Annotated in this window: 24 protein-coding genes and 1 tRNA gene; 4 read left to right on the forward strand and 21 right to left on the reverse strand. The window is 70.0% G+C overall.

The window, feature by feature from the left end:
* Positions 1-7 precede the first annotated feature (7 nt).
* The 19 genes from QE360_RS04230 to QE360_RS04320 all read right to left on the reverse strand — a co-directional run bounded on the left by QE360_RS04230 (position 8) and on the right by QE360_RS04320 (position 15,387).
* The gene (locus QE360_RS04230) at positions 8-547 is read right to left on the reverse strand and encodes a PilZ domain-containing protein (protein WP_354294117.1); all 540 of its coding nucleotides are present in this window, start codon (positions 545-547) and stop codon (positions 8-10) included.
* Positions 548-718: 171 nt separating this feature from the next.
* Positions 719-1,846 carry an OmpA family protein gene (locus tag QE360_RS04235; RefSeq protein ID WP_307102452.1) on the reverse strand — a complete coding sequence of 376 codons (1,128 nt, stop codon included), beginning with the start codon at positions 1,844-1,846 and terminating at the stop codon, positions 719-721.
* 116 nt (positions 1,847-1,962) lie between these two features.
* The gene (locus QE360_RS04240) at positions 1,963-2,466 is read right to left on the reverse strand and encodes a DUF2793 domain-containing protein (protein ID WP_309699541.1); all 504 of its coding nucleotides are present in this window, start codon (positions 2,464-2,466) and stop codon (positions 1,963-1,965) included.
* A complete protein-coding gene (locus QE360_RS04245) occupies positions 2,459-4,597 on the reverse strand; it encodes a phage tail protein (RefSeq protein ID WP_309699542.1) in 2,139 nt (712 codons plus the stop codon). Before QE360_RS04245 ends, QE360_RS04240 begins: the two co-directional genes overlap by 8 nt.
* Positions 4,597-4,965 (reverse strand): peptidoglycan endopeptidase, encoded by a 369-nt coding sequence (locus tag QE360_RS04250; protein ID WP_309699544.1) that lies wholly within the window; start codon positions 4,963-4,965, stop codon positions 4,597-4,599. Before QE360_RS04250 ends, QE360_RS04245 begins: the two co-directional genes overlap by 1 nt.
* Complete coding sequence (locus QE360_RS04255) at positions 4,962-5,768, reverse strand: DUF2163 domain-containing protein (protein WP_309699546.1); 807 nt, start codon at positions 5,766-5,768, stop codon at positions 4,962-4,964. The genes QE360_RS04250 and QE360_RS04255 overlap by 4 nt, the downstream gene beginning before the upstream one ends.
* A complete protein-coding gene (locus QE360_RS04260) occupies positions 5,765-8,038 on the reverse strand; it encodes a DUF2460 domain-containing protein (RefSeq protein ID WP_309699548.1) in 2,274 nt (757 codons plus the stop codon). The genes QE360_RS04255 and QE360_RS04260 overlap by 4 nt, the downstream gene beginning before the upstream one ends.
* Before the next feature lie 42 nt (positions 8,039-8,080).
* Positions 8,081-8,617: a tail tape measure protein gene (locus QE360_RS04265; RefSeq protein ID WP_309699550.1), complete on the reverse strand. Its 537-nt coding sequence runs from the start codon at positions 8,615-8,617 to the stop codon at positions 8,081-8,083.
* On the reverse strand, positions 8,610-8,810 hold the full coding sequence (locus tag QE360_RS04270; protein WP_309699552.1) for a phage tail assembly chaperone: 201 nt from the start codon (positions 8,808-8,810) through the stop codon (positions 8,610-8,612). Before QE360_RS04270 ends, QE360_RS04265 begins: the two co-directional genes overlap by 8 nt.
* Entirely contained in the window at positions 8,807-9,121 is a 315-nt protein-coding gene (locus QE360_RS04275) for a gene transfer agent family protein (protein ID WP_307102435.1), read from the reverse strand. Before QE360_RS04275 ends, QE360_RS04270 begins: the two co-directional genes overlap by 4 nt.
* Complete coding sequence (locus QE360_RS04280) at positions 9,118-9,525, reverse strand: phage major tail protein, TP901-1 family (RefSeq protein WP_307102433.1); 408 nt, start codon at positions 9,523-9,525, stop codon at positions 9,118-9,120. Before QE360_RS04280 ends, QE360_RS04275 begins: the two co-directional genes overlap by 4 nt.
* A gap of 11 nt (positions 9,526-9,536) precedes the next feature.
* A complete protein-coding gene (locus QE360_RS04285; protein ID WP_309699554.1) occupies positions 9,537-9,926 on the reverse strand; it encodes a DUF3168 domain-containing protein in 390 nt (129 codons plus the stop codon).
* A complete protein-coding gene (locus QE360_RS04290) occupies positions 9,923-10,420 on the reverse strand; it encodes a hypothetical protein (protein ID WP_309699556.1) in 498 nt (165 codons plus the stop codon). Before QE360_RS04290 ends, QE360_RS04285 begins: the two co-directional genes overlap by 4 nt.
* Before the next feature lie 197 nt (positions 10,421-10,617).
* Positions 10,618-11,616 (reverse strand): phage major capsid protein, encoded by a 999-nt coding sequence (locus QE360_RS04295; RefSeq protein ID WP_309699558.1) that lies wholly within the window; start codon positions 11,614-11,616, stop codon positions 10,618-10,620.
* A 1-nt stretch (position 11,617) separates the two neighbouring features.
* Positions 11,618-11,998 carry an HK97 family phage prohead protease gene (locus tag QE360_RS04300; RefSeq protein ID WP_309699560.1) on the reverse strand — a complete coding sequence of 127 codons (381 nt, stop codon included), beginning with the start codon at positions 11,996-11,998 and terminating at the stop codon, positions 11,618-11,620.
* The gene (locus tag QE360_RS04305) at positions 11,995-12,315 is read right to left on the reverse strand and encodes a DUF6127 family protein (protein ID WP_309699562.1); all 321 of its coding nucleotides are present in this window, start codon (positions 12,313-12,315) and stop codon (positions 11,995-11,997) included. Before QE360_RS04305 ends, QE360_RS04300 begins: the two co-directional genes overlap by 4 nt.
* Entirely contained in the window at positions 12,312-13,430 is a 1,119-nt protein-coding gene (locus tag QE360_RS04310; RefSeq protein ID WP_309699564.1) for a phage portal protein, read from the reverse strand. The genes QE360_RS04305 and QE360_RS04310 overlap by 4 nt, the downstream gene beginning before the upstream one ends.
* Positions 13,431-13,600: 170 nt before the next feature.
* Positions 13,601-14,911, reverse strand: coding sequence for a terminase large subunit domain-containing protein (locus QE360_RS04315; protein WP_309699566.1), 1,311 nt, complete (start codon positions 14,909-14,911; stop codon positions 13,601-13,603).
* Positions 14,911-15,387 carry a hypothetical protein gene (locus QE360_RS04320; RefSeq protein ID WP_309699568.1) on the reverse strand — a complete coding sequence of 159 codons (477 nt, stop codon included), beginning with the start codon at positions 15,385-15,387 and terminating at the stop codon, positions 14,911-14,913. Before QE360_RS04320 ends, QE360_RS04315 begins: the two co-directional genes overlap by 1 nt.
* Positions 15,388-15,572: 185 nt before the next feature.
* Between QE360_RS04320 and QE360_RS04325 the strand changes: the two genes are divergently transcribed.
* Positions 15,573-15,648, forward strand: a tRNA-Val gene (locus QE360_RS04325).
* Positions 15,649-15,933: 285 nt separating this feature from the next.
* Here QE360_RS04325 and QE360_RS04330 read toward each other — a convergent pair.
* Both QE360_RS04330 and QE360_RS04335 read right to left on the reverse strand, forming a co-directional pair.
* A complete protein-coding gene (locus tag QE360_RS04330; protein ID WP_309699570.1) occupies positions 15,934-17,829 on the reverse strand; it encodes a beta-L-arabinofuranosidase domain-containing protein in 1,896 nt (631 codons plus the stop codon).
* 211 nt (positions 17,830-18,040) lie between these two features.
* Positions 18,041-19,105 (reverse strand): substrate-binding domain-containing protein, encoded by a 1,065-nt coding sequence (locus QE360_RS04335; RefSeq protein ID WP_309699572.1) that lies wholly within the window; start codon positions 19,103-19,105, stop codon positions 18,041-18,043.
* A 63-nt stretch (positions 19,106-19,168) separates the two neighbouring features.
* Here QE360_RS04335 and QE360_RS04340 point away from each other — a divergent pair, with 63 nt between their 5' ends.
* Genes QE360_RS04340 through QE360_RS04350 form a run of 3 tightly spaced genes read left to right on the forward strand, consistent with a single transcriptional unit; the run spans position 19,169 to position 25,354 of the window.
* On the forward strand, positions 19,169-21,235 hold the full coding sequence (locus QE360_RS04340) for a glycoside hydrolase family 31 protein (RefSeq protein ID WP_309699574.1): 2,067 nt from the start codon (positions 19,169-19,171) through the stop codon (positions 21,233-21,235).
* A gap of 55 nt (positions 21,236-21,290) precedes the next feature.
* Positions 21,291-22,697 carry an MFS transporter gene (locus QE360_RS04345; protein WP_309699577.1) on the forward strand — a complete coding sequence of 469 codons (1,407 nt, stop codon included), beginning with the start codon at positions 21,291-21,293 and terminating at the stop codon, positions 22,695-22,697.
* Positions 22,698-22,711: 14 nt separating this feature from the next.
* On the forward strand, positions 22,712-25,354 hold the full coding sequence (locus tag QE360_RS04350; RefSeq protein ID WP_309699579.1) for a cellulosome protein: 2,643 nt from the start codon (positions 22,712-22,714) through the stop codon (positions 25,352-25,354).
* Positions 25,355-25,362: the final 8 nt, after the last annotated feature.

Consider the following 25,362-nt stretch of genomic DNA (forward strand, 5'->3'; position numbering starts at 1 on the left):
TCGCGGATCAGGGGCGCGCGTCGGGCTTTACCGCCAGCGCCTGGGTGATGCGGCCGGTGGGAATGGCGAGCATCTGCGCCACTTGCAGGGCGATGACGATGGCGGCGACCAGCCCGAAGACACAGAGCGCGCCGAATTGCAGATTGCCAGCCAGCCAGCGGCTCCGGTCCAGGCCATGCGCGGTGTCGATGCGGCTGACCGCGCGGCTGCGACTGGTGCGGCGATCGGCCTCGGCGGCGGACTGGACCGGACGCCCTTCCAGGCGCGGTTCGTTGATGAGGGTATCGGCGCTGATCACGTCCTGGGTTCGGATGCCGGTATAGCAATCGCGCCGCCAGATGACGCGGCCGATCACCACCTGGCGGCCCCGGCGGATATCGACATAGTCACCGGGCACCAGCGGATCGTCGGAGGCGATCATCATGCCGCGCGACGAGATATTGTGGATGCAGGCGTCGCCCCATCCCCGCACCGACTTCATCCGGCACGGAATCATGACCTGCCGACGCGCTTCCCGGCTTCGATGATGTTGTCCTCCGCGCGGCATGGCGGCCTTGCCCCTTCGTGTCCCCAGTCACCTGTTCATATTGGGCAGGGGCGAAGAAAGTATGAATCGCCGAAATCGATTACGGCCCGTGTACAGGCCGCGCGCGCATGAAAAAAGGAGGCCAGCTTTCGCCGACCTCCCTTTTTGCAATCAGCCTTGGCTGAGCGTGGCTTACTGGCCAGCGCCCGGACCGTAGGTGATTTCCACGCGACGGTTCTGGACCTCGCGGACGCCGTCCGCAGTCTGAACGCGCAGGTGGTCGCGGTCTTCGCCGAACGCTTCGGTCGAGATCGAGCCATCCGGGATCGAACGCGACGTCATGTACGCCTTCACCGCGTCGGCACGACGCTGCGACAGACCCATGTTGTAGCGCGGCGTACCCGAGGTGTCGGTGAAGCCGGCGACCATCACGCGGGCATTGCCGCAGCTCTGGTACTGGGTGATCGCGTTGTCGAGGATCGACGCCGCTTCCGGGGTGACGTCCGACTTGTTCCACTCGAAGAACACGATGAACGGACCCGGCGAGCACACCACGGGCTCCGGAGCCGGAGGCGGGGGCGGCGGGGGAGGAGGCGGCGGGGGCGGCGGGGGCGGCGGCGGGGGCGGCGGAGCTGCCGGTTCGCCGAAGTTGTACGCCACGCCACCCAGGATCGAGTGCGAACGGAAGCGGCCGTCGAACGTGTTGTTCGCAACGTCGACCAGCTTGACGTTCTCGGCGTTGAAGAAGCGATACTTCAGCGTCGCGTCGATGTGGTCGGTCAGCGGCGCGCGGATGCCCGCCAGAGCCTGCCACGCGAACACGGTGTCCGAGTCGTTCAGGAAGTCGGCGCGGTTGTTCAGGGCGTAGTTCGCCTTGACGCGCGCGACGCCGACGCCGCCGCCGACGAAGCCCTGGATGCCGTCATCGGCACCGAAGTCCAGCAAGCCGTTCAGCATGAAGCTGAGCGCCGAGGTGGAGCCACCGGCATAGTCATAGTTGCCGGCCGGAACGGTACCCGTGCCGATGCCGGTGTTGGTCAGCGTGGTCGAGCTGAAGCTGTCGACCGTCGCGCGGCGATAGCCGACTTCGGTTTCCAGACGGAAACCACCGAAGTCGTAACCCATCACGCCGTCAATGTCATAACCATAGTCATGGTCGACGGTGGCGGTGCCGGTACGCGTGCCGGTGATATCATAGTTGATATCTTCGACGATCATCCCGCCGCCTTCGATGCCGACATACCACGACTTGTCGCGGGCGAGGGCAGGCGAAGCGAGGGCGGTGGAGGCAAGTGCCAGAACAATGGCAAGCTTCCGCATCATAGTCCCCTTTCTTGGTTGTCACTACGGACAGCGCAAACTCACTATCGGAGGGTTGGTTTCCACGCAAGCAAACAAAAGCCCCCGACTGTGGCATTAAAAGCACAGATTTTGGGTCATGCCGAGGCGATCAAGCCATGGTTCCGCAGCGCGCGGATCACCGCGTCGACCGCCGATCTTGCCTGTGAATCAATGACTTGGCCACCTTCTGTAAGCGCAATGCCACTTTGTTGCGGGCCAACAACCTTTTTTCCCTCCACCAGCAACTCGCGCGCCATCACCCGGCCCGTCCGCCAGCCATCCTCACCCCAATCCGATCGGCAGCGATCGGCCCGACTCCATACCGACAGGCCGGGCCGCGGAATCAGGAACCGCCAGCCCCCGGCGGTCCAGCCCGCCAGATGCCGGGCATGGCCGGTCCAGGCGCCGGTCGGCTGGTCGCCGACCACCCAGGCCTGACCCGGTGTCGCATCGGTGGGCGGCGCGTTCAGCCCGACCGCCTCGACACAGGGCTGCACGACCAGATCGAGCAGGCTCAGCGCCTCGTTATGCGTCACCTCTTTCTGCGCCTGCCCCGCCGACAGCAGCGGCAGCGTCCAGCGCGGCGTTTCCTCACCCATCTCGTCCCTCCCCCAATATCGCGACCAGCGGCAGCGATGCCGCCAGCGTTCCCAATTGCCGCACCGCCACCCGCGTCCCGGCGGGCGCGCTGCCCGTCCAGACGGGTGCCGAAACCTCCTCCTCCCGCTCGCCGATCGTCACGCGGTAGCGCTCGCTCTCCTCGCCCAGCGGCGCATCGACCCGGTCCGTCCAGCCCCAGCCGATGCGACTCCGCCGGGTCCAGCCGATGGTGACCCGCCCGTCCTCGCCTCGCCGCCAGCGCAGATGGACCGGCGCGGGCGGGCGGACCGACTGGCCGGTCACCATCGCCGATGCCTGCACCCCCTCGACGCCGTCGCCCACGCCATGCGCCAGGAAGCGGACCCGAGTGCCCAGCATCGTGACGGGAATGTCGATCGTCCGGACGCTGGCCGCCGCGATCAGGACGAAGGCGTCGCCGGGTCCGGCCTGGCCGACCATCGCCTCGGTCCCGCGCAGGCCGCGTCGCAGCTGGCTGAGCCGCCATTGCCCGTCGCCCAGCGGCTCGGCGCGCGCGAACTGCAACAGCTCGCCGCCGACCCAGGCGAGATTGGCCCCCGCATCGATCGCGGCCGGATCGGCATCCGCCAAATCCTCCGCCACCGCGACGACGAAGGCCCCGCGCCGGTCGATCAGGCCGATCGCCCCGCCGGGGGAGACCGCCGTCACCCGCCCGATCACGCCCGGCATCGCCGTCAGGCCCAGCGCGGTCCAACTCGCGCCGTCGTCCAGGCTATAGGCGAGCGAGGCCTGCCGCCATCCGGGACCGCCCGCCGCCACCACCGACAGGCGCGGCGTGCCGAGCGGCTGGTCGTCGAGCGGCGGCGCTTCGAAGGCGATCAGCCGGGTGGCGCCGATGGCCCGGTCCGGCGCGGGCGCGATCCGGCCGGATGCGGCGGGCAGCATCGGCCCGCCCCGGCCCAGCGGCACGCAGGTCAGCCGCACCGCCATATTCTCCCAGGCGGATTCGATCACCCGCCAGCGCCCCGCCTCTCCCGCGATCGCGACAATGGTGCCCGGCGCGATGGCCAGCGCTTCGGGGCCGAGAGTCACCGTGCGACGCACCCGCTCGACCGACAGCCGCGCCAGCCGGTCCTGCGCCAATGTCCGCGCGGTCGCCGCATCCAGCGCGGCGGCCAGCTCCAGCCGCTCGTCGCGCACCCCGCCGGGGCGGCGCGCGCGCTGCTGCCCGATCTGATAGTCGCGGGCGGGGTCGTAATGCGCCACCGTCACGCTGGCGGCGATGCTCGCCTCGCTGGCGATGGCGCGCTGGCCGCGCCGCCCATGGCCGTCCGCCGCCACGGCATCGTCGCGGATCGTGACGGCGGGCGTGGCGGATGCGGACGGCGCGACCAGCCGGATGCCGTCGCCCTCGGCGACCCATTGCCCGCCGCTCATATCGGCCAGCATGTCCAGCACCGCACGCACGCTGCCCCCGCTTGCGGCGAATCCCGCGACGGTCGCGCCCGCATCGCCGCCGCGCACCTGCCCGCACAATGCCTGCGCGATGGCACGGCAGGACAGCGGCGCCTCGTCCGCCTCGACCTCGAAGGTCAGCTGGGGGATGCGATTGCCGAACTCGGCCAGCGCCAGCCCCTCGAACACCGCATAGGCGAGGCCCCGACAGGCCGAGGCGCGCACCCCCTCGACCGAGGCGATCAGCGGGTCGACCGGCTGATCCTCGGTGCCGGGATGAAGGCGAAAGCCCGTCGCCACCTTGAAATCGCCCGCCGCCCCGCGCAGCAACCGGCCATCGGCCCAGATACGCCCCACCCGCCGGATCGGCCGCCCCGACAAGGCGACCGCGAAATTGGCGGTATAGCTATAGCTTTCGGTCGCCGGACGCCCCTTGCCCCCGCCGGTCAACCCGCGCGCCTCGACCAGGTCGGTCGCCCAGATCACCGGCCCGGCGACCCGCATCGTGCCGAAGACGGCGGGCATCTGCGTGCCATAGGTCGAGGTCTGGACCGACAGCTCGGTCAGGCGCGGGCCCTGCTGCCGTCGCGGGCCCAGCACCGCATGATCCACGCGGTTGCCGATCAGCGCACCGATCGCGCCGCCCACCGGCCCCAGCAGCGCCCGCCCCACCGTGCCCAATACCAAGGTCGCCATTATCCCTCCCCCTTCCAACAGCCCAGCACCGGCCAGGGCGGTGCCCCCGGCCGCCAGGCGACCCGGCGCAGGCCCGCATCGGCATGGACGATCCCGTCACCGACCCGGATCGCCAGATGGAGCTGCCCCGGCCCGGCGCGCAGCAGCAGCACCGCGCCCGGCGAATCCGTCGTCCTCTGAAATTGCGCATCGAGCGCCGCCGCCGCCGTCGCCGCGTCGCCGCTGCGCCAGCCATAGCCGGTCGGCGCCGCCCGCCCGGTCGCCGCCGCGACCAGCCCGACACAGTCCAGCCCATGCGCCGGGTCGCGCCCGTGCAGCCGGAACCGCACGCCGACCAGCGCGACCGCCGCCGCCGCCACCGCGCTCATGCGCCGGGATAGCGGGTGAGCAGGTCGATGCCGGGCAGGAACGGCTCGCCCCGGAAATTCAGGACATTGCCGAACCGCGCGACACAGGTCTCCAGCCGCTTGTCGCACCCCTCGACCAGCTCGACCAGCGGCGTGCCCTCGACCGCGAAGGCGGGCGTGGCGGCCAGCCACAGACGCCGCCCCTCCGACCGCAACACCACCGCCTCCAGCCCGCTGTTCGCGCCGCCGAACCAGATCAGCCGCCCCTGGCCATAGGCATTGGCGACCGGCTCGTCATGCGCGACGGTCAGCATCGCCTCGCCGTCCCAGTCGGTCACCCGCGCGATGCGCCGCCGCCCCGCCATCGGCACGCGGCACCGCCGGTCGCCCAGCGCGGCGCGGCAGTCGGGCGAGGTCTCCGCCGCCACCGGTCGGTCGAGCAGCGCGCCGACGCCGCGCAGTTCGGCGGTGAAGCCCCCCTCGCCCAGCTGCACCGCGCCGATCGTCCCCTGGCCCAGCGGCACCGGGTCGCCCGCCCCGCTCCAGTCGACCGCGATCGCCGCCACGCGCGCGCCGTCCCAGCGGCCCGCCAACAGGTCGCGCTCGCCGATCGCCTCGCTGGTGAGTGCGCCCGAGGCATCCATCAGATCGGGGTCGAGGCCGTCGCCGCGCAGGATCGCGCTGGGCATCAGGCCGGGCGCGGCGCGGTAGCGCAGGCCGTCGATCCACAGGTCATGGTCATGGCCGGTCAGCCCGATCGTCACCCCGTCGGAACGCTCGATCCGCCAGCACAGCACCCAGCCGGTCAGCGTATCGCCGCTCATGGCTCGCGCACCTCGACCAGCGGCACCGACGCCGCCGCCCCGGCGCGAAACCCGGCCAGCGTGACGCTCAGCCGGTCCTCGGCGAAGCGGACGGGCACGTCGAAGGCGAAGCTGGCGGCGATCGCCGCGCCCGCCACGGGAGCGGTGTCGAACAACAGCCACCCGCCCGGCTCGACGACGAAGCCCGTCACGCCCCGGCCCGCCACCCTGACCGAGACGCTGCCCGCGACCGGCCGGGTGATCCGGCGCGGCTGGTCGCCATAATGGCGGACCAGCGCGAAGCGGCGGGTGGTGCCGTCGCCGGTGCCGATCGCCTCGTCAGTGGCGCTGCTGTCGAACGGATCGCGCAGCCGGAATCCGCGTGCCGGGCCCAGCCGCGCGCGGAAGAAGGAGAGTAGCGTCGCGATATCCTCGGCCGAGCGGAGGCCGGGGCCGACATCATAGGTGGTCCGCGCCTCCGCCCAGGCGGCATTGCGCGCCTCGCGCCCACCCGCGCTCGTCAGGATCGCGGTGGAAAAGCCCGGCGTCACCTCTGCCTCGCGGCCCAGCGCCAGCGGGAACAGCACATCGTCGAAAGCCTGCACGCGATCCTCTCCCCCTTCCCAACAGACAAACCCGTCGCGCATCACCTGCGGCATCGCCCAGACGAAGGTCGCCGCGATTCCGCGCGCCCGCGCGACCCCGGCCGCCTCCGCGATCCGGCCCCATTGCGCCCGCTGATCGGCGCGCAGCACGAAGCCCGAGAAATAATGTTGCCGCTCCGGCGGATAGCCCAGCCGCGCCTCGGCCAGCGCGACGCCCTTGCGGGTCGAGGCGGTGTCGCCCGCCGTCACCCAGTCATAATCCTCCAGTTGCAGGATATCGAAGGCCGGACTCGCCCAGCCGACCGGCATGTTCGCGCGGACGGCTTCGGGCGCGGCCGGGTCGAGCACGGTCGGCAGATAGGTGAGCAAATGGGTGACGCAGCCCGGCGCCGCCGCCTTCGCCGCCGCGCACAACGCCGCCGTCGATGCCGCCAGGCACGCCCCCGCCCGGTCGAGCGTATCGCGCTGCGCCTGGCTCCGCGCCTCCGCCATGCTCGCCATCGGCACCGGCGCGAAGGCCGCCACCGCCGCCGCGTCATACAGGCACGGCGCGCCGTCGGCGGGACGCACCCACCACCAGGGCTCGCCCACCTGGAATTTCGGGGCGAGCCCCGCCGCCTGCCCGATCGCCAGGAATGCGCGCGCCACCGCCTGGAGATACGCCATCGCCCCGCCTTGCGCCGGGCTGAGCAGCGTCGAGGGCGGCGACCAGCCGGTCAGCGCCGGCGCGCCATCGGCCGAACGCTGCTTCCAGTCGCCCCAGCAATGCGCGTCGAACAGTTCATAGGACAGCGACCAGATCGGGTCATAGCCCAGCGCCCTGGCCTCGACCGCGAACCCGCGATGCCAGGCGGTGCAGGGCGCGTTGAGCACGCCGCCCGCCAGGCTGGCGTACAGCCCGTCGCCGCTGCGTTCGAGCCGGAAATAATGGCTCATGCCGACATAATGGACGAGGTCGCCGCGATAGCCGAGGTGCAGCATGTTGCGCAGCAAACGCTGCGGCGTCAGGTGATAGCTGTCGTCATAGCCGCTGGCGATGCGGAACCCCTGTTCGGGCAGCACCGCCGCGCCGATCCCGATCACCGCGCCCGGCCCGTCGCAGGCGATGCCGGTCAGCTCGACCCACCCCTCCTGCGGTCGCGCCAGAAAGGCCGTCCCGGCATCGTAATCGGGCGCGACCAGCGAGACGAACATGCGGTCGACATCGCCCGCCCAGACGGGATCGCGCTCCTCGGGAAATCTGAACCCGCCCGCCAGGTTCGCGAAGTCGATCGCGACCTCCGCATCCTCCGCCGTGCCGGTCGCATAATTCCACAGCCGGACATACCAGGCGCGGGCCTTGCCGCTTGCGTCGCGCCCCTCGATGGTCAGCGTCGGCCCATGCCGCGCGTCGAGCGGCTTGATCCCGCCCGAACGCCAGCGGAACCGCAACCGGCAATCGCGATAGTCGCGCACCGTGTCATAGCGAAGCAGCGGATGGTCGTGCCGGTCGGCCGACTCCCAGATCAGCCCCGCCAGATCGTCGGTGCGATAGAAGACCGTGTCGACGCGCAGGCTGTCCGCCCCGCTCGCGACCACCGCCGCCATCATCGGGCGCGGAAAGTCGACGGTCCAGTAACGGGGATCGAAGCGCGACAGGTGATCGCTCCGCTGATCCCGCCGCTGCTCATGCAGACACCATTGCACCGCTTTTCCCCTCCCCTTGTCCCTTGGGCCGTCGCGGGCGCCTCAATCCTCCGCCAGCGCCGCGCGAACCGCACGCGCCACCTGGCGGCCGGAGCGTTGCAGCACCCCCGCCGCCTCGCCCGCCCCGGCGTTGATCGTGATCGCTACCCGCACGTCGCGCGGTGATGCGGCGGGGCGCAACGGCTCGACCAGGCCGCTGCTGGTCGGCACGAAGACCTCCGGCCCCCGCTCGCCGACCAGATAGGGGCGGGCGGGCGATACCGGCCCGCCGGTCGCCCGCCCCGGCAGGCCCGACGCCAGTCCGCCCAGCAGGCCCAGCAGGCCGCCGTCACCGACCGCCCCCACCCCCTGCCGCAACGCCGCGCGGGCGATCTGGTCGAGCGCGGACAGCGCGGTCGCCTTCAGCTCCTCGAAACCGAACCGGCCGGTCCGCGCCGCCCGGAGCAGCGCCCCCTCGACGCTACGCGCGCCCAGCTCGGCGGCATCGCCCAGCCCATGCGACAGGTCGGCGCGCATCGCGGCCATGTCCGCGGTGAAGCCACGCATATCGATGCGCGGCGCGAAATCCTGCTCATCCATCCGGATACATCTCCCGCAACCGGGCGAGCGTGGCGCGCGACGGCGGATCGCCCCCGCCCTGCCCCGCCCCCGTCAAGGCCCCGACCACCGCGTGAAGCTCGGCCGGGGTGGCGCGCCAGAAGCGGTCGGGCGACCAGCCCAGCACCGCGCCCGCCATCCCCGCCAGCCGCGCCGCATCGTCGGCAAAGCTCATCGCCCGCCCAGGATCTGGCGCAGCAATTGCCGCAGCACCGGCGCCAGCGCCGCCAGCCCCAGCTCGACCAGCGCCTCGCCCAGCTGCTCGCGGCTGAGCCCCTCGGGCACCTCGCGCAGGCAGTGCCAGATCAGCGCCGCCGCCTCGCCCAGCGACAATTTCCCCTCGCCCGCGCGCTCGACCAGTTCGAACAGCGGGCCCAGCTCGCCCTCCGCCGCGACCAGCGCCTGGAAGCTCGGCCGCACGACCAGCTCGGCGCCGCCGACCCGCAAGGCCGCCTCGCCGCGCACCGGATTGGCCCCGGCGCTCATGCCGCCACCACCGGGCCGGAGCTTTCGAGCGCCAGCGTGTAGGTCCGCTCGCCGCCGAAATCGCCGCTATAGTCGAGGCGCGTGACCAGGAACCGGCCGGTCATCGACCCGCCGCTCTCGAAGCTCAGCCGATAGGTCTCGATCGTGCCCGCCAGCGCATGGCCGCGCATCCGCGCTTCCGCCGCCGATCCGGTGAACACGCCCGCGCCCGCGACGCTGACATGCCGCACCCCCGCGCCGGACAACAGCTCGCGCCAGCCGCCCGAATCCTTGTTCGTCACCACCACCGTCTCGCCGTTGATCGACAGTTGCGTCGTGCGCAGCCCCGCCATCGTCGCGAAGGCGGGCGGCTCGGCCCCGTCGCCGATCTTGAGCAGAAAGGCGCTTCCCTTTTCGATCGCCATGATGTCCCCCCTTATTGTCCCGCGCGCCACAAACGGGCGCGCCATTCGACGTTCGCGGTCCAGCGCGCGCCCGTCTTCGCCATGCGGGTCGCGATGACCGCCAGCCCGGCGACCCGCCATCCGTCCGACAGCGCGGCAGGCAGCGCGATCCCCTCGACCGCCTGCATCGCCATGCGCAGCCGCCGGGGCTGTTCGCCCTCGTCACTCAGCGTCACGGTCACGCGCAGCTCGCGTCCCTCGATCCCCGCCGCGCCCCAGTCGCTGTCGCTCGGCTCGCCCAGCACCGCCTGCGGGACGCCGCCGCGCACCGGGACCGCGTCGAACACCGTCACCGCCAGCGGCTGCAAAACGGTGCGCAGGCCGGTCAACAGGCCGGTGCGCAGCGCCTCGCGCGCGGTCACGACCGCCTCGGCGTATCGAGCCGCATCCGCCGCCAGGGCCGCCACAGCGCCGCGACCGCCGCGGGCGGCACGGCGGCGGCCTCGCGATTGTCGAACAGATGCGCGCCCATGATCGCCACGCCATGCGCGATCTCGGGCGGCAGGCCCGCCCAGTCCGCTGCCAGCCCGGCGCGATAACGCACCGTGATCGCCGCGCCGGTACGGACCCAGCCACGACCATCACGGTCTATCGCCCCCTCGCCCTCCGACAGGATCGCGCCGACCGGCGTCGCCGATAGCGCCTGCCACGCGACCGACGCCGTCACCGGCTCCTCGACGACTCGCGCGATCAGCACCTGCCCGCAAAAGGACTCGGCCAGCCCCAGCGCGACGCCCGCGACCCGCTCGACCAGCGCCGCCTCATTGCCCTCGTCCAGCCGCAACAGCGCGCGCACCGCGCCCGCCGCCGCCGTCACGGTCGCGGCGGGCAGGGGCTCCATCGTCCCGCTCATCATGAATTCTCCTTCACCGATACAAGTTGCGACAGGCGCGACATATGATCGTCACACTTGGGGAGCAGAGACCTGCTCAGCCGCTGCCCGCCTCCCCCTTGGGCACCGGCCATGCCGACCCCGCGCCCCCCGGCCGGGTCCGGCATCCTCCCTGAACTACGGGGCAGCCGCCTGCCGGCTGCCCCGATTTTTCCGAGGGGTCAGTTCGTCGCGAACTTCATCAGCTTGATCGCCTCCGAGTCGCTGACACAGCCGCCGACCCGCCGCGTGGCGTAGAAGGTGACGAACGGCTTGTTGCTGTACGGATCGCGCAGGATCGCCGTCTCGGCGCGCTCGGCGATCAGATAGCCGAGCCGGAAATTGCCGAACGCGATCGCGCAGCTATTCTCCGCAATGTCGGGCATGTCCTCCGCCTCGACCACCGGATAGCCGAGCAGCGTCGCGGGCTGCCCCGCCACCAGCCCCGGCGCCCACAGGAACTGGCCGTCGCCCGACTTGATCTTGCGGATGCGCGCCGAGGTCGCGGCGTTCATCACGAAGCACGCCCCCTGGCGATAGGGCGCACGAAGCGACTGGATCAGGTCGACCAGCCGTTCGTCGGGGGCGGGCCCGAACGCGCCGGGCGCCCCGCTCGCCAGATATTGCAGCGTGCCGAAGGGACGGGTGCCGTCCCGGGCCGAGGATATCGGGCTGGTCAGCAAGCCGCGCGGCCGGTTGACGCCCGATCCGGTGATGAAGGCCTGGCCCTCGGCCCGTGCGAACTCGGTGGCGATCTCCTCCGCCAGCCAGCCCTCGACGTCGAACGCCGCATCGTCCAGCATCGCCTGGCTGGCCGAGGGATTGGCATAGAGCTCGCCCATCGGCGGCGCCAGCTCGACAAAGGCGGGCGTCGCGGTCTCGGGCCGCGCCGCCGTCTCGCTCGCCCAGCCCGACGGCGTGCCGCCGGTGGTGATCAGCTTGCGATAGCCCGCCGATCCCACCGCCACGACATTGGCGATGCCCCGGATCGGCGAGACGGTCTTCAGGACCGAGGCGATCGCCGCATCGATCTCACGCGGGACGGCATAGCCGCCGCTGTCCCCGGTCGTGCCGGTAAAGGCCTTCAGCTCGACGGTGGTGCCGCTGCGCACATAGCCGCCGAACGCGCCGTCGCTCTTGTCGCGCGCGCCGTCCAGCACGGGTCGTTCGATCACGTCCATATCAATTCCCCTTGGTTGAAAGGTGATTCACGCGGGCGAGCGGTTGCATCGGCACCGTCACCAGGCTGATCTCGACCAGCTCGGCCGACAGGATCGCGCGGGCCGCGCCCTGATGGACGACGCGCGGCCGATAACCGACCGACAGCCCCGCCACCGCGCCCGACCGGACCAGCGCGGCGAGCGCGGGGTCCTCGACCACGCCCGCGACCGCCAGCCCGGTGGCGTCCTCGACGAGCGACTCGATCCGCCCCATCGCCGCCCCGCGATGCTGCCAGAGGAGCGGCACCCGCCCCGCGCCCGCGAACGCGCCGCGCCGCATGACGTCGCCCACGCGGTCCATCCGGTCCCAGATCGCGGCATAGCCGGTGAAGGAAAGGCTCATTTCAGCCAGTCCTCCATCCCCAGCCGCATCGCGATTCCCGCCAGCAGCAGCGCGCCGAGCAACCGGCTGATCCAGCCGACCATGCTCTTCCACACCGACGACTTGGCCTCGCGCCACGCGGTCAGCAGCTCGCGCAGTTCCGCGACATCCCCCGCCGCCTCGGCGTCCGAAAGGCCCAGCCGGGTCAGCGCACGCGTCGCGCCCAGCTCGCCCGCCTCCTCGGCGACCGCGCGCAGCGTCACGAGGTCCGCACCGCTGTCTGCCGCCTGCGCCAAGAGCCGCGCCAGAACATTGGTGTCGAGTTGTGGGCCGCTCATGACAGGCCGACCCCGGACAGGCCCACCATGGCGCGCTTCTCCGCCGGATCGAGGAAGTCCGCGCTCGCCGCCATTTGCCACAGCATCTGGCGCTCCTCGGCCAGCGCGGTGACGCGATTCACATCGACCGACAGGCTCGCCCCCTCGAACCAGCCCGCCAGCCCCTGCGCCAGTCCGCTCAGGATCGCGCCCGCCAGCGGCAGGATCGCCTGCCGCCACAGCGCGCGGTTGGCTTCGCGGTAATTGGCATAGGTGTTGTCGCCGGGCAGGCCGAGCAGCATCGGCGGCACGCCAAAGGCCAGCGCGATCTCGCGCGCTGCGGACGACTTTGCGGCGATGAAGTCCAGCTCCGCCGGGGTCAGGCTCATCGCCTGCCACTTCAGCCCGCCTTCCAGCAGCAACGGCCGCCCCGCATTGCCGCTGCCCGCAAAGCCCTCCATCTCGGCGCGCAGCCGCTCGAACTGGTCGGGGGTCAGGGTCGAGCCGTCGCCCGGATCATAGACCAGCGCCCCCGACGGCCGCGCCGCATTGTCGAGCAGCGCGCGGTTCCACGCCGCGGCCGCATTGTGGATCGCGATCGCCCCCGCCGCCGCGCCCAGACAGCCCAGCCCATAATGATCGTCGAGCGGGTGACAGCTTTTCAGATGCACCACCTGCGGCCGGATCGGATCGACCGGCAGCGTCGTCACCCGCCCCCCTGCGCGGTAGAGATAGGCGGCGGGCCAGCCGCTCGCGTCCAGCTCCATCGTCACCCGTTCGGGACGCAGCGCGAACAACTCGACGACCGCACCATCGCCGTCGCGCAGCAGCTGCACATAGGCATTGCCGTGCAGCAGCATATGCGTCGCGACCGTCTCCAGCAGCGCCTGCCCCTCACTGCGCGCCGCGACCAGCGCGACCAGTTCGGGGTGCGAGGCGACCAGCGGCGCTTCCGCCAGTCCGCCCGCGACCATCCGCACCGCGCGCTGCGCCACCGGGTTGCGCAGATAGCCCTCGCGCACCTGGCTTTCATAGGACGGCGCCGCCCCCGTCAGCGGCACCCCCGACCGGGCCAAGCCCAGCCCGAGCAAGGGACGCGCAGCCCCCCGCCCGGCCTTGCGACCGAACATCCTCATCGTCGAATCTCCTCGAAAACCATTCCTCCCCTGCAAGGGGAGGGGGACCATCCGCAGGATGGTGGAGGGGTGTCACCGCCCGCGAAGACAGTCCCACATCTCCAACCAGGACATCCCTCCGTCAGGCCTTCGGCCTGCCACCTCCCCTTGCAGGGGAGGAAAAGCTGACCTCATAAATTCCGTATCCCCGGCACCCCGCGCCCCGACAGCATCAGCTCGGTCAGCGCCCAGACCAGCGCATCGGCGCGATCCGGCGAGCGGCCCGGTCCGTCATAGGCTCCCGCCACGCCCAGCCCGCACAGCTCGTCCTCCAGCGCGGGGAAGCCACGCGAATGCCACACGCGGCCTTGCGCATAGAGAAACGACACCGGCTCCGCCCGCGCGGCTTTCCCGATCGAGGCATAGACCAGATGCACCGGCAGGGTCGGGTCGGCGAGCCGCAGCACGCTTTCCACCATGTCGCCGCCCTGGTTGCGCTCGGCCACCACCCGGTCCGCGCGGTTGCGCCTGGCGCAGCCCGCGACCCGCGCCGCCCAGCCCTCGGGCGACAGCCCCGCCTCGCTGGCGTCCTCCAGCACATAGCCATGGCCGTCGCGGCCCAGCCCGACCGCGACGATCCCGCAGGCATCGCCGCTGCTGGTCGCGGGCGGATCGACGCCGACCACCACCCGGTCGAGCGCGGGCACCGTCTTCGCCCGCTGCCGGTCGAGCAGCGCGCGGGTCCACAGCGCCCCCTCGCGGTCGTCGACCATCTCGCCGTCCAGTTCCTGCCGCCCCAGCCGCGTGTCGCCATATTGCGCCAGCATCGCGTCCTGGAAGCTGTCGGGCAGATGCGCATTGTCGCTGGTCCGCCCGATCGTCTCGACGCAATCGGGCAGCGCCATGACCTTGCGCATCAGCGGCGTCGCGCGCGGCGTGGTCGTGACCAGCACGCGGGGACGCTCCCCCAGCCGGAGCGTCATCATCAGATTGTCCCACCCGGCCTCCCCCTTCCATTTGCCCAGTTCGTCGCACCAGGCCGCATGATGCTGCGGCCCGCGCAAAGCCTCGGGCGCGGCCGCCGAATAGGCGAAGCCGATCGCGCCCGATGCGAAATGCACCTGCCCCAGACTGCCGATCCAGCGCGGCGTCTCCCCCTTGCGCGCCACCGCCAGCAGGCCACTTTCGCCGCGCACCATCACCCGCTCGACATCGCGAAGGGTCGCCCCCATCAGCGCAATCCGCGCGCCCGGATTGTCGCGGGCGAGCGCACTCACCCACTCCGCCCCCGCGCGCGTCTTGCCGAAGCCGCGTCCCGCGCGGATCAGCCAGACCCGCCAGTCGCCCGGCGGCGCGATCTGTCCGTCATGCGCCCATAATTCCCATCGCTCGACCAGCTCGCGCTTCTGCGCCGGGGTCAGCGCCGCCAGCGCCTGCCCCCGCGCCTCCGGTTCCAGCATCGCCAGCGTGGCGAGCCGCGTCGCCGCATCCTCTCCCGCCATCACGCCATCCCCTTCAACCGCCGCCGCGCCAGGCCGTCGAGCGCGCGTTCCAGCGCCGCATCGGTTTCCGCCGCATCGGCGCGCACCGCCGCGTTCGCCCCGTCACCGGCCTGCGCCAGCGCATCCCGCCGGGCGAGCAGCTTCAAATAGAGTTGCACCTCGGTGGCCGAAAGCGGCGGGGTGATGGAGAGGCCGGTGGTCCCCGCACCGGCCTCTCCGCCCTCCTCCCCACCCTGGGCCAACAGGGTCAGCATCCGGCGCAGCAGGCCTTCCTCGACCAGCGCGTGCGCCGCACCGATCGCCTCGGCCCAGCCCTCCGCGAAGGTCGGATCGCGTCGCCGCAACCCGCGCACGGCGCCCAGCGTCTCTCCCACCGCGCGCGCCGCCACGCCCGCATCCGCGCTGACCGCCAGCGCCGCCAGGAATTGCCGTCGCCGCGCCTGCGTCCACCGCGCGCCCTCCCCCGTTCCGGCCATCCCCGCTCCCCCCGAAGCACCGGACGCCCCCGACCGCTCCCCCGGTCAGGCCGCCTCCGATGTTCCTGTTATGTACCGGATGCGATCGGCTTTGTATCCAACAAAGGAACCGCTGCGGTTCGCGACGCAAAAGCGGCTTGCCAGATGCCCGACACCCCGGCATTAGGCGGGGCTTCCCGAGAGGGGGGCGCTTAGCTCAGCTGGTAGAGCGGCTCGTTTACACCGAGTAGGTCGGCGGTTCGAACCCGTCAGCGCCCACCACTTCAGACATCATCGGATAGGCCCGACTCGGCGAAAGCCGGGGTCCAGATGCCGTGCGGGGCAGTGGATCAGAAGAGATTGTGTTCGTGCGGAGGCGCGGAGAACGCGGAGGTGTTTCGCCCGTGGCAACCTATGCCTCTCTCCACCGCATAAAGATGAAGACGTGCCGCAGCCGATCGGACAGCCTCTCTGCGTCCTCCGCGCCTCCGCGCGAACAAATCTTCTAGGATCTTGTAATCGGATAGTGACTCAACCCCGGCCTTCGCCGGGGCGGTCGAATCGTGATCAGGCCAGCTTCCAATAGGTCGCGTACCGCTCATGCGCGATCCGGTGGTAGGGGACCAGTCGCACCGGCTGGCCGTCCGCGGCCGGGATGGTGAATTCGAGCGGCTTGCCCGAGGCCCGGATCTTCTGCGTCAGTTCCTCCGGCTCGCCCGCCAGCGTCGGGGCCTGGAACGGCGTGTTGTTGTAATCACCATATTTGCGCTCGCTGACGATGATGTCCGCACCTGGCGCCAGCCCCTCGCGGCCCAGCGCACCGGCCAGCACCAGCGGGCCATAGGTGAAGGCGACGATCTCCGGCGCGGCAGGGGCGCTTTCGACGCCGGGCTCCATCACCATCCGCCATTCGACCGTGTCGCCGGTCTTCCACGTCCGGGTCAGCTCGGCATAGCGGCCGGGCTTGTCCGAGCGCTCCACCTCGGCGCCATTGACCAGCAGGGTCGCGGTCCGGCTCCATTTCGGGTGGCGCAGCTTCAGCGTCAGTTCGGTCGGCTGGCGGAGTTTCCACTGGAACCGGGTGGTCGCCGTCTCCGGGAAGGTCGTCACCTGGGTCAGCACCGCGCCCTTGTCGGCCCAGGTCACGCTCGAGGGGATGAACAGGTTCACATAGAGCGCGCGGTCGTCATGGAAGTAGATCGAGTCGCGATACTTCACATGATTTTCCATCCCCGTGCCGGTGCAGCACCAGAAACTGTCTTCGGGGGTGTGATAGAGCTTCATGTAACCCGGCCGTGCGCCCTGGAAATAGGTCGCCATGCCCGTATCCGGGTCCTGCGAAGCGAGGATGCCGTTGTAGAGCGTGCGCTCGTAATAATCGGCATATTCGGCGCGCGGATCGTGCAGGAACAGCGCGCGGGTCAGCTTCAGCATATTGTGCTGGCAACAGGTTTCCGACCCCTTGGCCGAAAAGACATGCTTGTCGAAATCGGCCATGGCGAAGAAATGCTCGCCATCGCCATGCCCGCCGGTCGCGAAGGAGCGGGTATGCGCCACGGTCCGCCAGAAGAACGCCGCCGCATTCTGATATTTGGGCTCGCCGGTCGCCTCGAACACGCGCTGGAAGCCGATGATCTTGGGCACCTGCGTATTGGCGTGCAGCCCGTCGAGATAATCGCGCCCCTGCGCCAGCGGGTTCATGATCGCCTTTTGCGAGAAACGCTCGGCGACGCGGCGGTAATCGGCGTTGCCGGTCATGACATACAGGTCGGCATAGATTTCGTTCATGCCGCCATATTCGGTTTCCAGCATCGTCTCGAACTGCGCATCCGATAGCGGCTTGGTGGCGACGACGCCCCAATCGGCCAGCCGGATCAGCACCGCCCGCGCCGGTTCGCTGTCCGCCAGCAAGGCGGCGTCGCGCAGGCCCGCATAGACCTTGTGCAGCGTGTACCACGGCACGCCGGTGATCGGTTCGCCGCGCAGATGCGCCGCGACCAGCGCGGCCCCCTTGGGAAAGGCGCAGACCAGCCCGGTGCCCGCCGCCTTCTGGCACTCGGCCAGTTCGTTCGCGATATAGTCGATGCGCTGGCGGTATTTCCGGTCGCCGGTCGCGCGATAGGCCAGCGCGCAGGCCGACAGATAATGGCCCAGCGTATGGCCATGGCAGTTGATGTCGTCCCACTGGGCCTCCGACTCCCAGCCGCCATAGACCGGGGCCTTGGGCTTCAGTCCGGCATTCTTGCGGAAATTGGCGAGCATCCGATCGGGCTGCAACCGCATCAGATACGCCTCGGTCATCTTCTGCGCATGGAGGAACGGCCCGTCCGCCAGCGTGACATCGGCCATGTCGAAGGGCTGGACCATGGCGGCGGATGCGGTGGCGATCGGCCGCGCCCCCAGCCCCGGCCCGTTCTGCGCCCAGGCGCTGGCGGGCATCGCCGCGCCCCAGGCGGTGGCCATCGCCCCCACGCTGGCGGTGGCAAGGACGTCGCGACGCGACGGGGCGTGGCAGCATGAGGGCACCGATCTTCTCCGACTATTTATCTTTACCCATGGGGTAGCGGGCTTCGATCGGGATTCGCAACCGCTTTCGCGCGCGGAGGGGATCGACGGCGAAAAGGCGCGCATTCCGCCACGGCGCCGTTTTTTCTTGTCGGACAGATAGGGGCGATCAGGAGGCTGTCAGATGGCTCCGCCCGGCACGCAGGCTCATGCGCCAGAGATGCTGGACGAGCGGCTCGTCCGTTGACCGGCCCGGCAGCCGGGCGACCACGCCTTTGGCGAGCGCCAGCCCCAGATCGCCCAGCGTCAGCGTGAAGCAGGTCAGATCGGGTGACAGCGCCCGGCACGCCGGACTGTCGCGCAAGCCGATCACCGCGACATCGCACCCAGGCTCCAGCCCGATGCTGCGCAGCGCGCGATAGGCCCCGACCGGCGCGGTCTCGCCCATCAGCAGCAAGGCGGTCGGCGGATCGGCCAGCGCCATCAGCGCGCGCGCGGTTTCCTCGCCGTCGCTCTCGTCCGTCTCGCCATGATGGACCAGCACCGGGTCGAAGGGCAGCCCCGCCCGCTCCAGCGCGGCGCGGTAGCAGGCGAGGACGATCTGGCTGTTGTTGATCGACACGGGCGGCGCGACCAGCCCGATACGCCGGTGCCCGGCCTGGGTGAACAGGCCCATCGCCTCGGCCACCACCCCCTCGAAATCCAGGTCGATCCAGGCATAGTCCTGCGCCGTCGCGGTCCGCCCCAGCGCGATGAAGGGAATCCCCCGCTCGAGCAGGAACGCGATCCGCGCATCGTCCTGCTGCGTCCCCGACAGCACCCAGCCATCGACCGTCCCGCGCGACACGTGCCGCCGCAAAAAGGTCAGCCCGTCCTCGCCCTTGCGCGCCAGCAGGACGACGAGGTCCAGGTCATGCTCGCCCAGCCCGCTCTGCAATCCCTCCAGGAGCGCCATGAAGAACGGGTCGCCATGGATCGCGCTGTCATTCTCCAGCGTCAGCATGAAGCCGATCGTGCCCGTCCGCCCGCTGCGCAGCGTCCGCCCCGACTGGTTGGGGATATAGCCATGGGTCCGCGCCGCCGCGATCACCCGCTCGCGCGTGGCGGGGCTGACATCCTTGCGATCGTTCAGCGCGCGCGAAACCGTGCCGATCGAAAGCCCCAAATGCTTGGCGAGCTGGCGTATGTCCATCCGCCCGTGATTGCGGGACGACGCGATCCGCACAAGGGTCATTGACAGTCCCGATTGTTCCGATCACTATTCGTAAACGTTTACGGACGTACAAAGATCGGGAGGGTGACAGGGTTGGACACGCTGTGTCTGGAATCGCGCGCGATCGCATGGCGCTACAATGGCGACTGGCTGCGGATCGAGGCGCATGGTCCCGACGGGCTTCGGCTGCGCGCCTCGACCTTTCCGGCGACCGATGCCAAGACCCATGCGCTGCTCGATACCGTCACCCATGACGGCACGCCGCACGTCACCCGCGACGGGGCCATCGCCCGCATCACCCATGGGCGGATCACCGCCGAGGTCGACCTTCAGGGCCGGGTCCGCTTCCTGAACGCGCGGGGGCAGCTTCTGCTCGAGGAGAAATGGCGGCAGCGCGATACGATCAACACATTCTGGACGGTCGGCACCGACGAGGTGCGCACGATCAGCGCGCTCGGCCTGTCGGGGCGCGAGTTCAAGCCGCTGCCCGGCGAGGTCGCCGCGATCAGCGTGCGGTTCGAGGCCAAGCGCGGCGAACGGCTCTATGGCATGGGCCAGTATCAGCAGCCCAATCTCGATCTGGCGGGCTGCTCGCTGGAACTGGCGCAGCGCAATTCGCAGGCCAGTGTCCCCTTCGTCGTGTCGAGCGAAGGCTATGGCTTTCTGTGGAACAACCCGGCGGTGGGCGAGGTGCATTTCGCCGCCAACGGCACCGTCTGGACCGCACGCGCCGCGCGCGAGATCGACTATTGGATCACCGCCGCCGACACCCCCGCCGAGATCGTGCGCAACTATGCCCGCGTCACCGGGACCGTGCCGATGATGCCCGACTTCGCGCTGGGCCTGTGGCAGAGCAAGCTGCGCTATCGCACCCAGGAGGAGTTGCTGGCGGTCGCGCGCGACTATCACCGGCGCGGCATTCCGCTGGCGGTGATCGTCGCCGACTTCTTCCACTGGCCGGTCCAGGGCGACTGGCGGTTCGATCCGCGCGAATGGCCCGACCCGGCGGCGATGACCGCCGAGTTGAAGGCGATGGGCACCGAATTGCTCGTCTCGATCTGGCCGACCGTCGACCCCAGGTCGGAAAATTACGCCGAGATGGCCGAAAAGGGCTATCTGGTCCGCGCCAATCGCGGGCTGGACGTGCAACAGGAATTTCTGGGCAATACCCGCTTCATCGACACCACCCATCCGGGCGCGCGCGCCTTTCTGTGGGAAAAGGCGAAGCGCAACTATCGCGACCAGGGGGTGGCGCTGTTCTGGCTGGACGAGGCCGAACCTGAATATAGCGCCTATGATTTCGACACCTATCGCTATCATGCGGGCAGCGTGCTGGCGGTCGGCAACGCCTATCCGCTCCATTATGCCCAGGCGTTTCACGACGGGCTCGCGGCGGAGGGCGAGACCGAGATCGTCAGCCTGATCCGCTGCGCCTGGGCGGGCAGCCAGCGTTACGGCGCGCTGGTCTGGTCGGGCGACATCCATTCCTCGTTCGAGGCGATGCGCAACCAGCTGAGCGCCGGGCTGAACATGGGAATGGCGGGAATCCCCTGGTGGACGACCGATATCGGCGGCTTCCACGGCGGCGATGTCGGCGACCCGGCCTTTCACGAACTGATGGTCCGCTGGTTCCAATGGGCGGTATTCACCCCCGTGCTGCGGATGCACGGCCATCGCGACCCCATCACCCCGCCGTCCGAGCCGTTCCGCGACGGCGTGGCGCAATGCGATACGGGCGCTGGCAACGAACTCTGGAGTTTCGGCGAGCCGGTTTTCGCGATCCTGCACCGCTATGCCGCGCTTCGCGAGCGGTTGCGCCCCTATGTCGCCGGCCTGATGCGCGATGCGCACGAGCGCGGCGATCCGCTGATGCGGCCGATGTTCTACGACCATCCGGACGATCCGCGCTGCTGGGCGGTGGACGATCAATATATGTTCGGCCCCGACCTGCTCGTCGCGCCGGTGACGGCGGCGGGGGAGACGATGCGCTGCGTCTATCTTCCTGCCGGGGTGTGGCGCGACGCATGGAACGGTGACCTGATCGAAGGCGGCGGCGACCTGTCGGTCGCGGCGCCGCTCGACCATATTCCGGTCTTCGTACGCGACGGCGCGGCGGTCGCCGCGGCCTTCGATCGGGACGGTTGGGAATAAGGGAAAGCGGAATCGGAATCGTCAGGCGATAGACGGGGGAGCAAGGGAGAGGGTCATGGCGGCATCGGGGGCGGACCACGCCATAGCGGCGAACGGAGCACAGCGGAGCGAGGCCGCCGTCGCCGCTTCGATCCCGTTCGTCGAGAAGGTCTGTTACGGGCTGGGCGACGCCGGGGGCACGATCGTCACCGGGCTGATCGCCAATTTCCTGACCTTCTATTACACCGACGTGTTCGGGCTGGCGCCGGGGATCGTCGGCATCCTGTTCCTGTCGCTGCGCATCTTCGACGCGATCTCCGACCCGCTGATCGGGATCATGGCCGACCGCACCTCCACCCGCTGGGGGCGGTTCCGCCCCTATCTGCTGTGGACCGCGATCCCCGTGGGCCTGAGCTGTTTCCTGACCTTCCAGTCGCCCGATCTCGGCTATGACGGCAAGGTCGCCTATGCGGCGGCGACCTATTTCCTGCTCGCCTTCTCCTATTCGCTCAACAACGTGCCTTATTGCGCGCTGATCACCCGCATGACCGACAGCGCGCGCGAGGGCGTGGCGTGCCAGTCGGTGCGGTTCGCGCTGGTCGCCATCGCCTCCTTCTGCGTGTCGGTCGGCCTGCCCATCATGGTCCGCCAGCTGGGCGGCACCGACATCGCGCGCGGTTACCGGGACGGGGTGGCGATCCTGTCGCTGGCGGCGGTCGCGATGTTCCTGATCTGCTTCCTGTTCGTACGCGAGCGGGTGGTCGCCGCCGACTCGGCCGAGGTGCCGCTGAAGGTCGCGGTCGCCACCACGCTGAAGAACGACCAGCTGCGCCTGACCTTCGTCATGACGCTGCTGCTGATCGGCATCTTCAACACCAAGGGGGGCGCCGCCCTCTATTTCATCACCTATGTGCTGGGCGGCGACACGACCTATCAGGCGCTGTTCTTCGGCACCGCGACGGCGGGCGGGTTCCTGGGATCGGTGATCGTGCCCTTCTTCACCCGGCGGTTCGACGTGAAGACCGTCTATGTCGGGGTGAACCTGATCCTGGTCGCGGGGCATTTCGCCGCCTTCTTCGTGCCGGGCGGCCATCCGATGCTGTGGCTGGTGCTGGTCGGGCTGTGCTGCGTCGTGCTGGGCTGCACCCTGCCGCTGCACTTCACCCTGATCCAGCTGGCCGACCAATATGGCGAGTGGAAGCTGGGCATGCGATCCTCGGGCATGAGCTTCGCCTTCAACCAGTTCTTCGTGAAGCTGGCCTGGGCGCTGGCGGGCGTGCTGATCAGCGGGGTGCTGGTCATCGTGTCGTACCGGGCGGGGGCGGGCAACCAGACGCCGCTGTCGCTGACCGGCATCCGCGCGCTGTCGACCCTCATCCCCGGCCTGATGCACCTGGCGCTCGCCGCCACCGCCGCCCGCCTGATCCTGACCCGCGCGACGATCGAGCGCATGACCGCCGAGCGCACCCCATGCTCCTCCTGACGAAAGCCCGCCTGATGCCCTCCCCGCTTCGCCTGATGCTTGCCGCGCTGCTCGGATCGACCGCGACCTTGGCCACCGCGCAGGACCGGATCACGGTCGACCTGTCGAGCGACACCGGCGCCTTTCACGGCGGCGCATCGGGCACGCTTTACGGCCTGTACGATGCGCGGTTGCCGCATCCCAATCTGGTCGAGGGCATCGGCCTGCGCACCGTCTCGACCAAGGCGCAGGACGGGCCACAGCATCCCGGCGCCGACGCGCTGGAGGTGGCGACGCTGCTGACCGATGCGTCGGGCGGCGACACCTATATCTACATGACCGACATCAACCGCGAATTCCCGTACAACTGGAAGACGGGCGACTGCGCCCAGTCGGTCGCGGCCTATATCGAAAAGCTCCGCGCGCAGGTCCGCCAGGTGAAGGGCATGGCCAAGCGCTATCGCGACCGCATCGTCTTCGTCCCCTATAACGAGCCCGACGGGAACATGTTCGCCGACGGTCCCAAGAGCTGCAACGGCGTGCGCTGGCAGAAGGACCCGACCGTCTTCAACGACGCCTGGGACCGCGCCTATCGCATGATCCGGCAGGAGATGCCCGATGCGCGGATCGCCGGGCCCAATACCAGCATCCTGTTCCCCGAGGTGGAGGGCTTCCTGCGCCACGCCATCGCGGCCGACACGGTGCCCGACGTCATCACCTGGCACGAACTCAGCAACCCGGCGACGGTGCGCACCAGCGTGCGCCAATATCGGCAATGGGAGGACAGGCTGTTCGCCGGGACCAGGTGGCAGGGCCGCCACCTGCCGATCAACATCAACGAATATGCCTATAACTACCACACCTCCGTCCCCGGCCAGATGGTGCAATGGGTCGCCGCGATCGAGGATTCCAAGGTCGATGCTGACATCGCCTATTGGAATATCGACGGCAATCTCAGCGACTCGGCGGTGCAGGCCAATCGCGGCAACGGGCAATGGTGGCTACTCAACGCCTATGCGACGATGAGCGGCCATACGCTGGCGGTCACGCCGCCGCATCCCGACCAGAGCTATACGCTGCAGGGGCTGGCGACGCTCGATCCCGCCCGGCACCAGGCGCGGCTGTTGTTCGGTGGCAAGAGCGGCGACGCGATCGTCGCGCTCGACCGGATTCCCGCGCTGTTCGGCGGGACGGTGCGCGCGCGGGTGCGCGAGATCGGCTGGACAGGCCAGCTGGGCGACGCCACCCCGCCCGACCTGATCGCCGACCGCGTCCTGCCGGTCCGCGACGGGCGGGTGGAGATGCGCTTCGGCCAGGACGGCCTGCCCGCCCTGCGCGAGGAAGCCGCCTATGAGCTGGTCCTGACCCCCGGCCAGGCCGCGCGGCCCGCCGCCGTCACCCTGCCCTGGCGGCAGGATTACGAGGCGGAACAGGCGACCCGCCGGGGCACCGGCCTGACGCTGCGCGGGCCGGAGGGATCGCCCGACAATGTCGATCGCTTCCACACCTCGGGCCGCTATTCGGTCGAGGGATTCGCGACCGGCCATGACGCCGCGCTGGACTTCGCGGTCGATGTGCCGCGCACCGGCCGCTACGACCTGCGGGTGCTGGCCAGCACCTTCAACAAGGACCCGCTGGCGCAGGCGCAGGGGGCGACCAACGTCTTCCTGACCATCGACGGCAAGGCGGCGGGCGAGACCGAGCTGCTGCTGCCGCTGGGCTACAAGCCATCGGTACTCGATCATGTCGATACGGTCGTGTCGCTGACGCAGGGGCGGCACGTGCTGACCCTCTCGACGCGCAGCCGGGACGGGCGCCGCCACACCCAGGGCAATGCGCTGGTCGACCGGATCACCCTGACCGCCGCCGACCCGGCGCCGACGACCGCGCTGTACGACGTGCAGGACTCGGTGCTGCACGGCGATCCCGCCCCGGCGGGCGACGGCATCACCCTGTCGCCGGGGACGAGCGCGACCTTCTGGGTCTATGCGCCGCAGGACGGGCCGATGCGGCTGGCGGCGGATATGCGCGGCGGCACGGCGCGCATGACGGTCAATGGCCGCACGCTGACCGACGGGCGCGCCTTCCTGCTGGGCGGGATCAACAAGGTGGTGATCGGCGGCGCAGGCGGATCGCCCGTGCTGCGCGCGCTGCGCGTCACCCGCGAGGCCGCCTCCGCCGCCCCGCATCGCTATCAGGCCGAGGAGGCACAGGTCGCCGGAACCGCGCGGATCGGCGCCGCCTCGCGCGCCGAGGGCGGACGCGCGGTGTTCGACATCGGCGGCGCGCCCGGCAACGGCAACACGCTGACCTTCCCTCGCGTCATGGCCGACCGGGCGGGCACCTATGCGCTGACCATCCGCTTTTCCAACGACGAACAGTCCAAGGCGACGCATTACAATCCCGACCCGCTCGCCCGGATCGCACGCATCTCGGTCAACGGCGCCAAGCCGCTGCTCGCCACCTTCCCCAACAGCTTCCATGCCAACAACTGGTGGGAGATGACGGTGCCCGTCACGCTGCGCGCCGGTGCGAACACGATCCGCATCTCGGGCGAGGAACAGCCCGAATGGGACGGCCGCACCTATGCGTCGCAGACCTGGCCCGGCGTCCTGCTGCGGTCGCGCTACGCCCCCAATATCGACCGCATCACGATCGCGCCGATGCCCGGCCGATGACCTCCCAC

The sequence above is a fragment of the Sphingomonas sp. SORGH_AS_0789 genome, assembly GCF_031453055.1.
Classification (GTDB): Bacteria; Pseudomonadota; Alphaproteobacteria; order Sphingomonadales; family Sphingomonadaceae; genus Sphingomonas.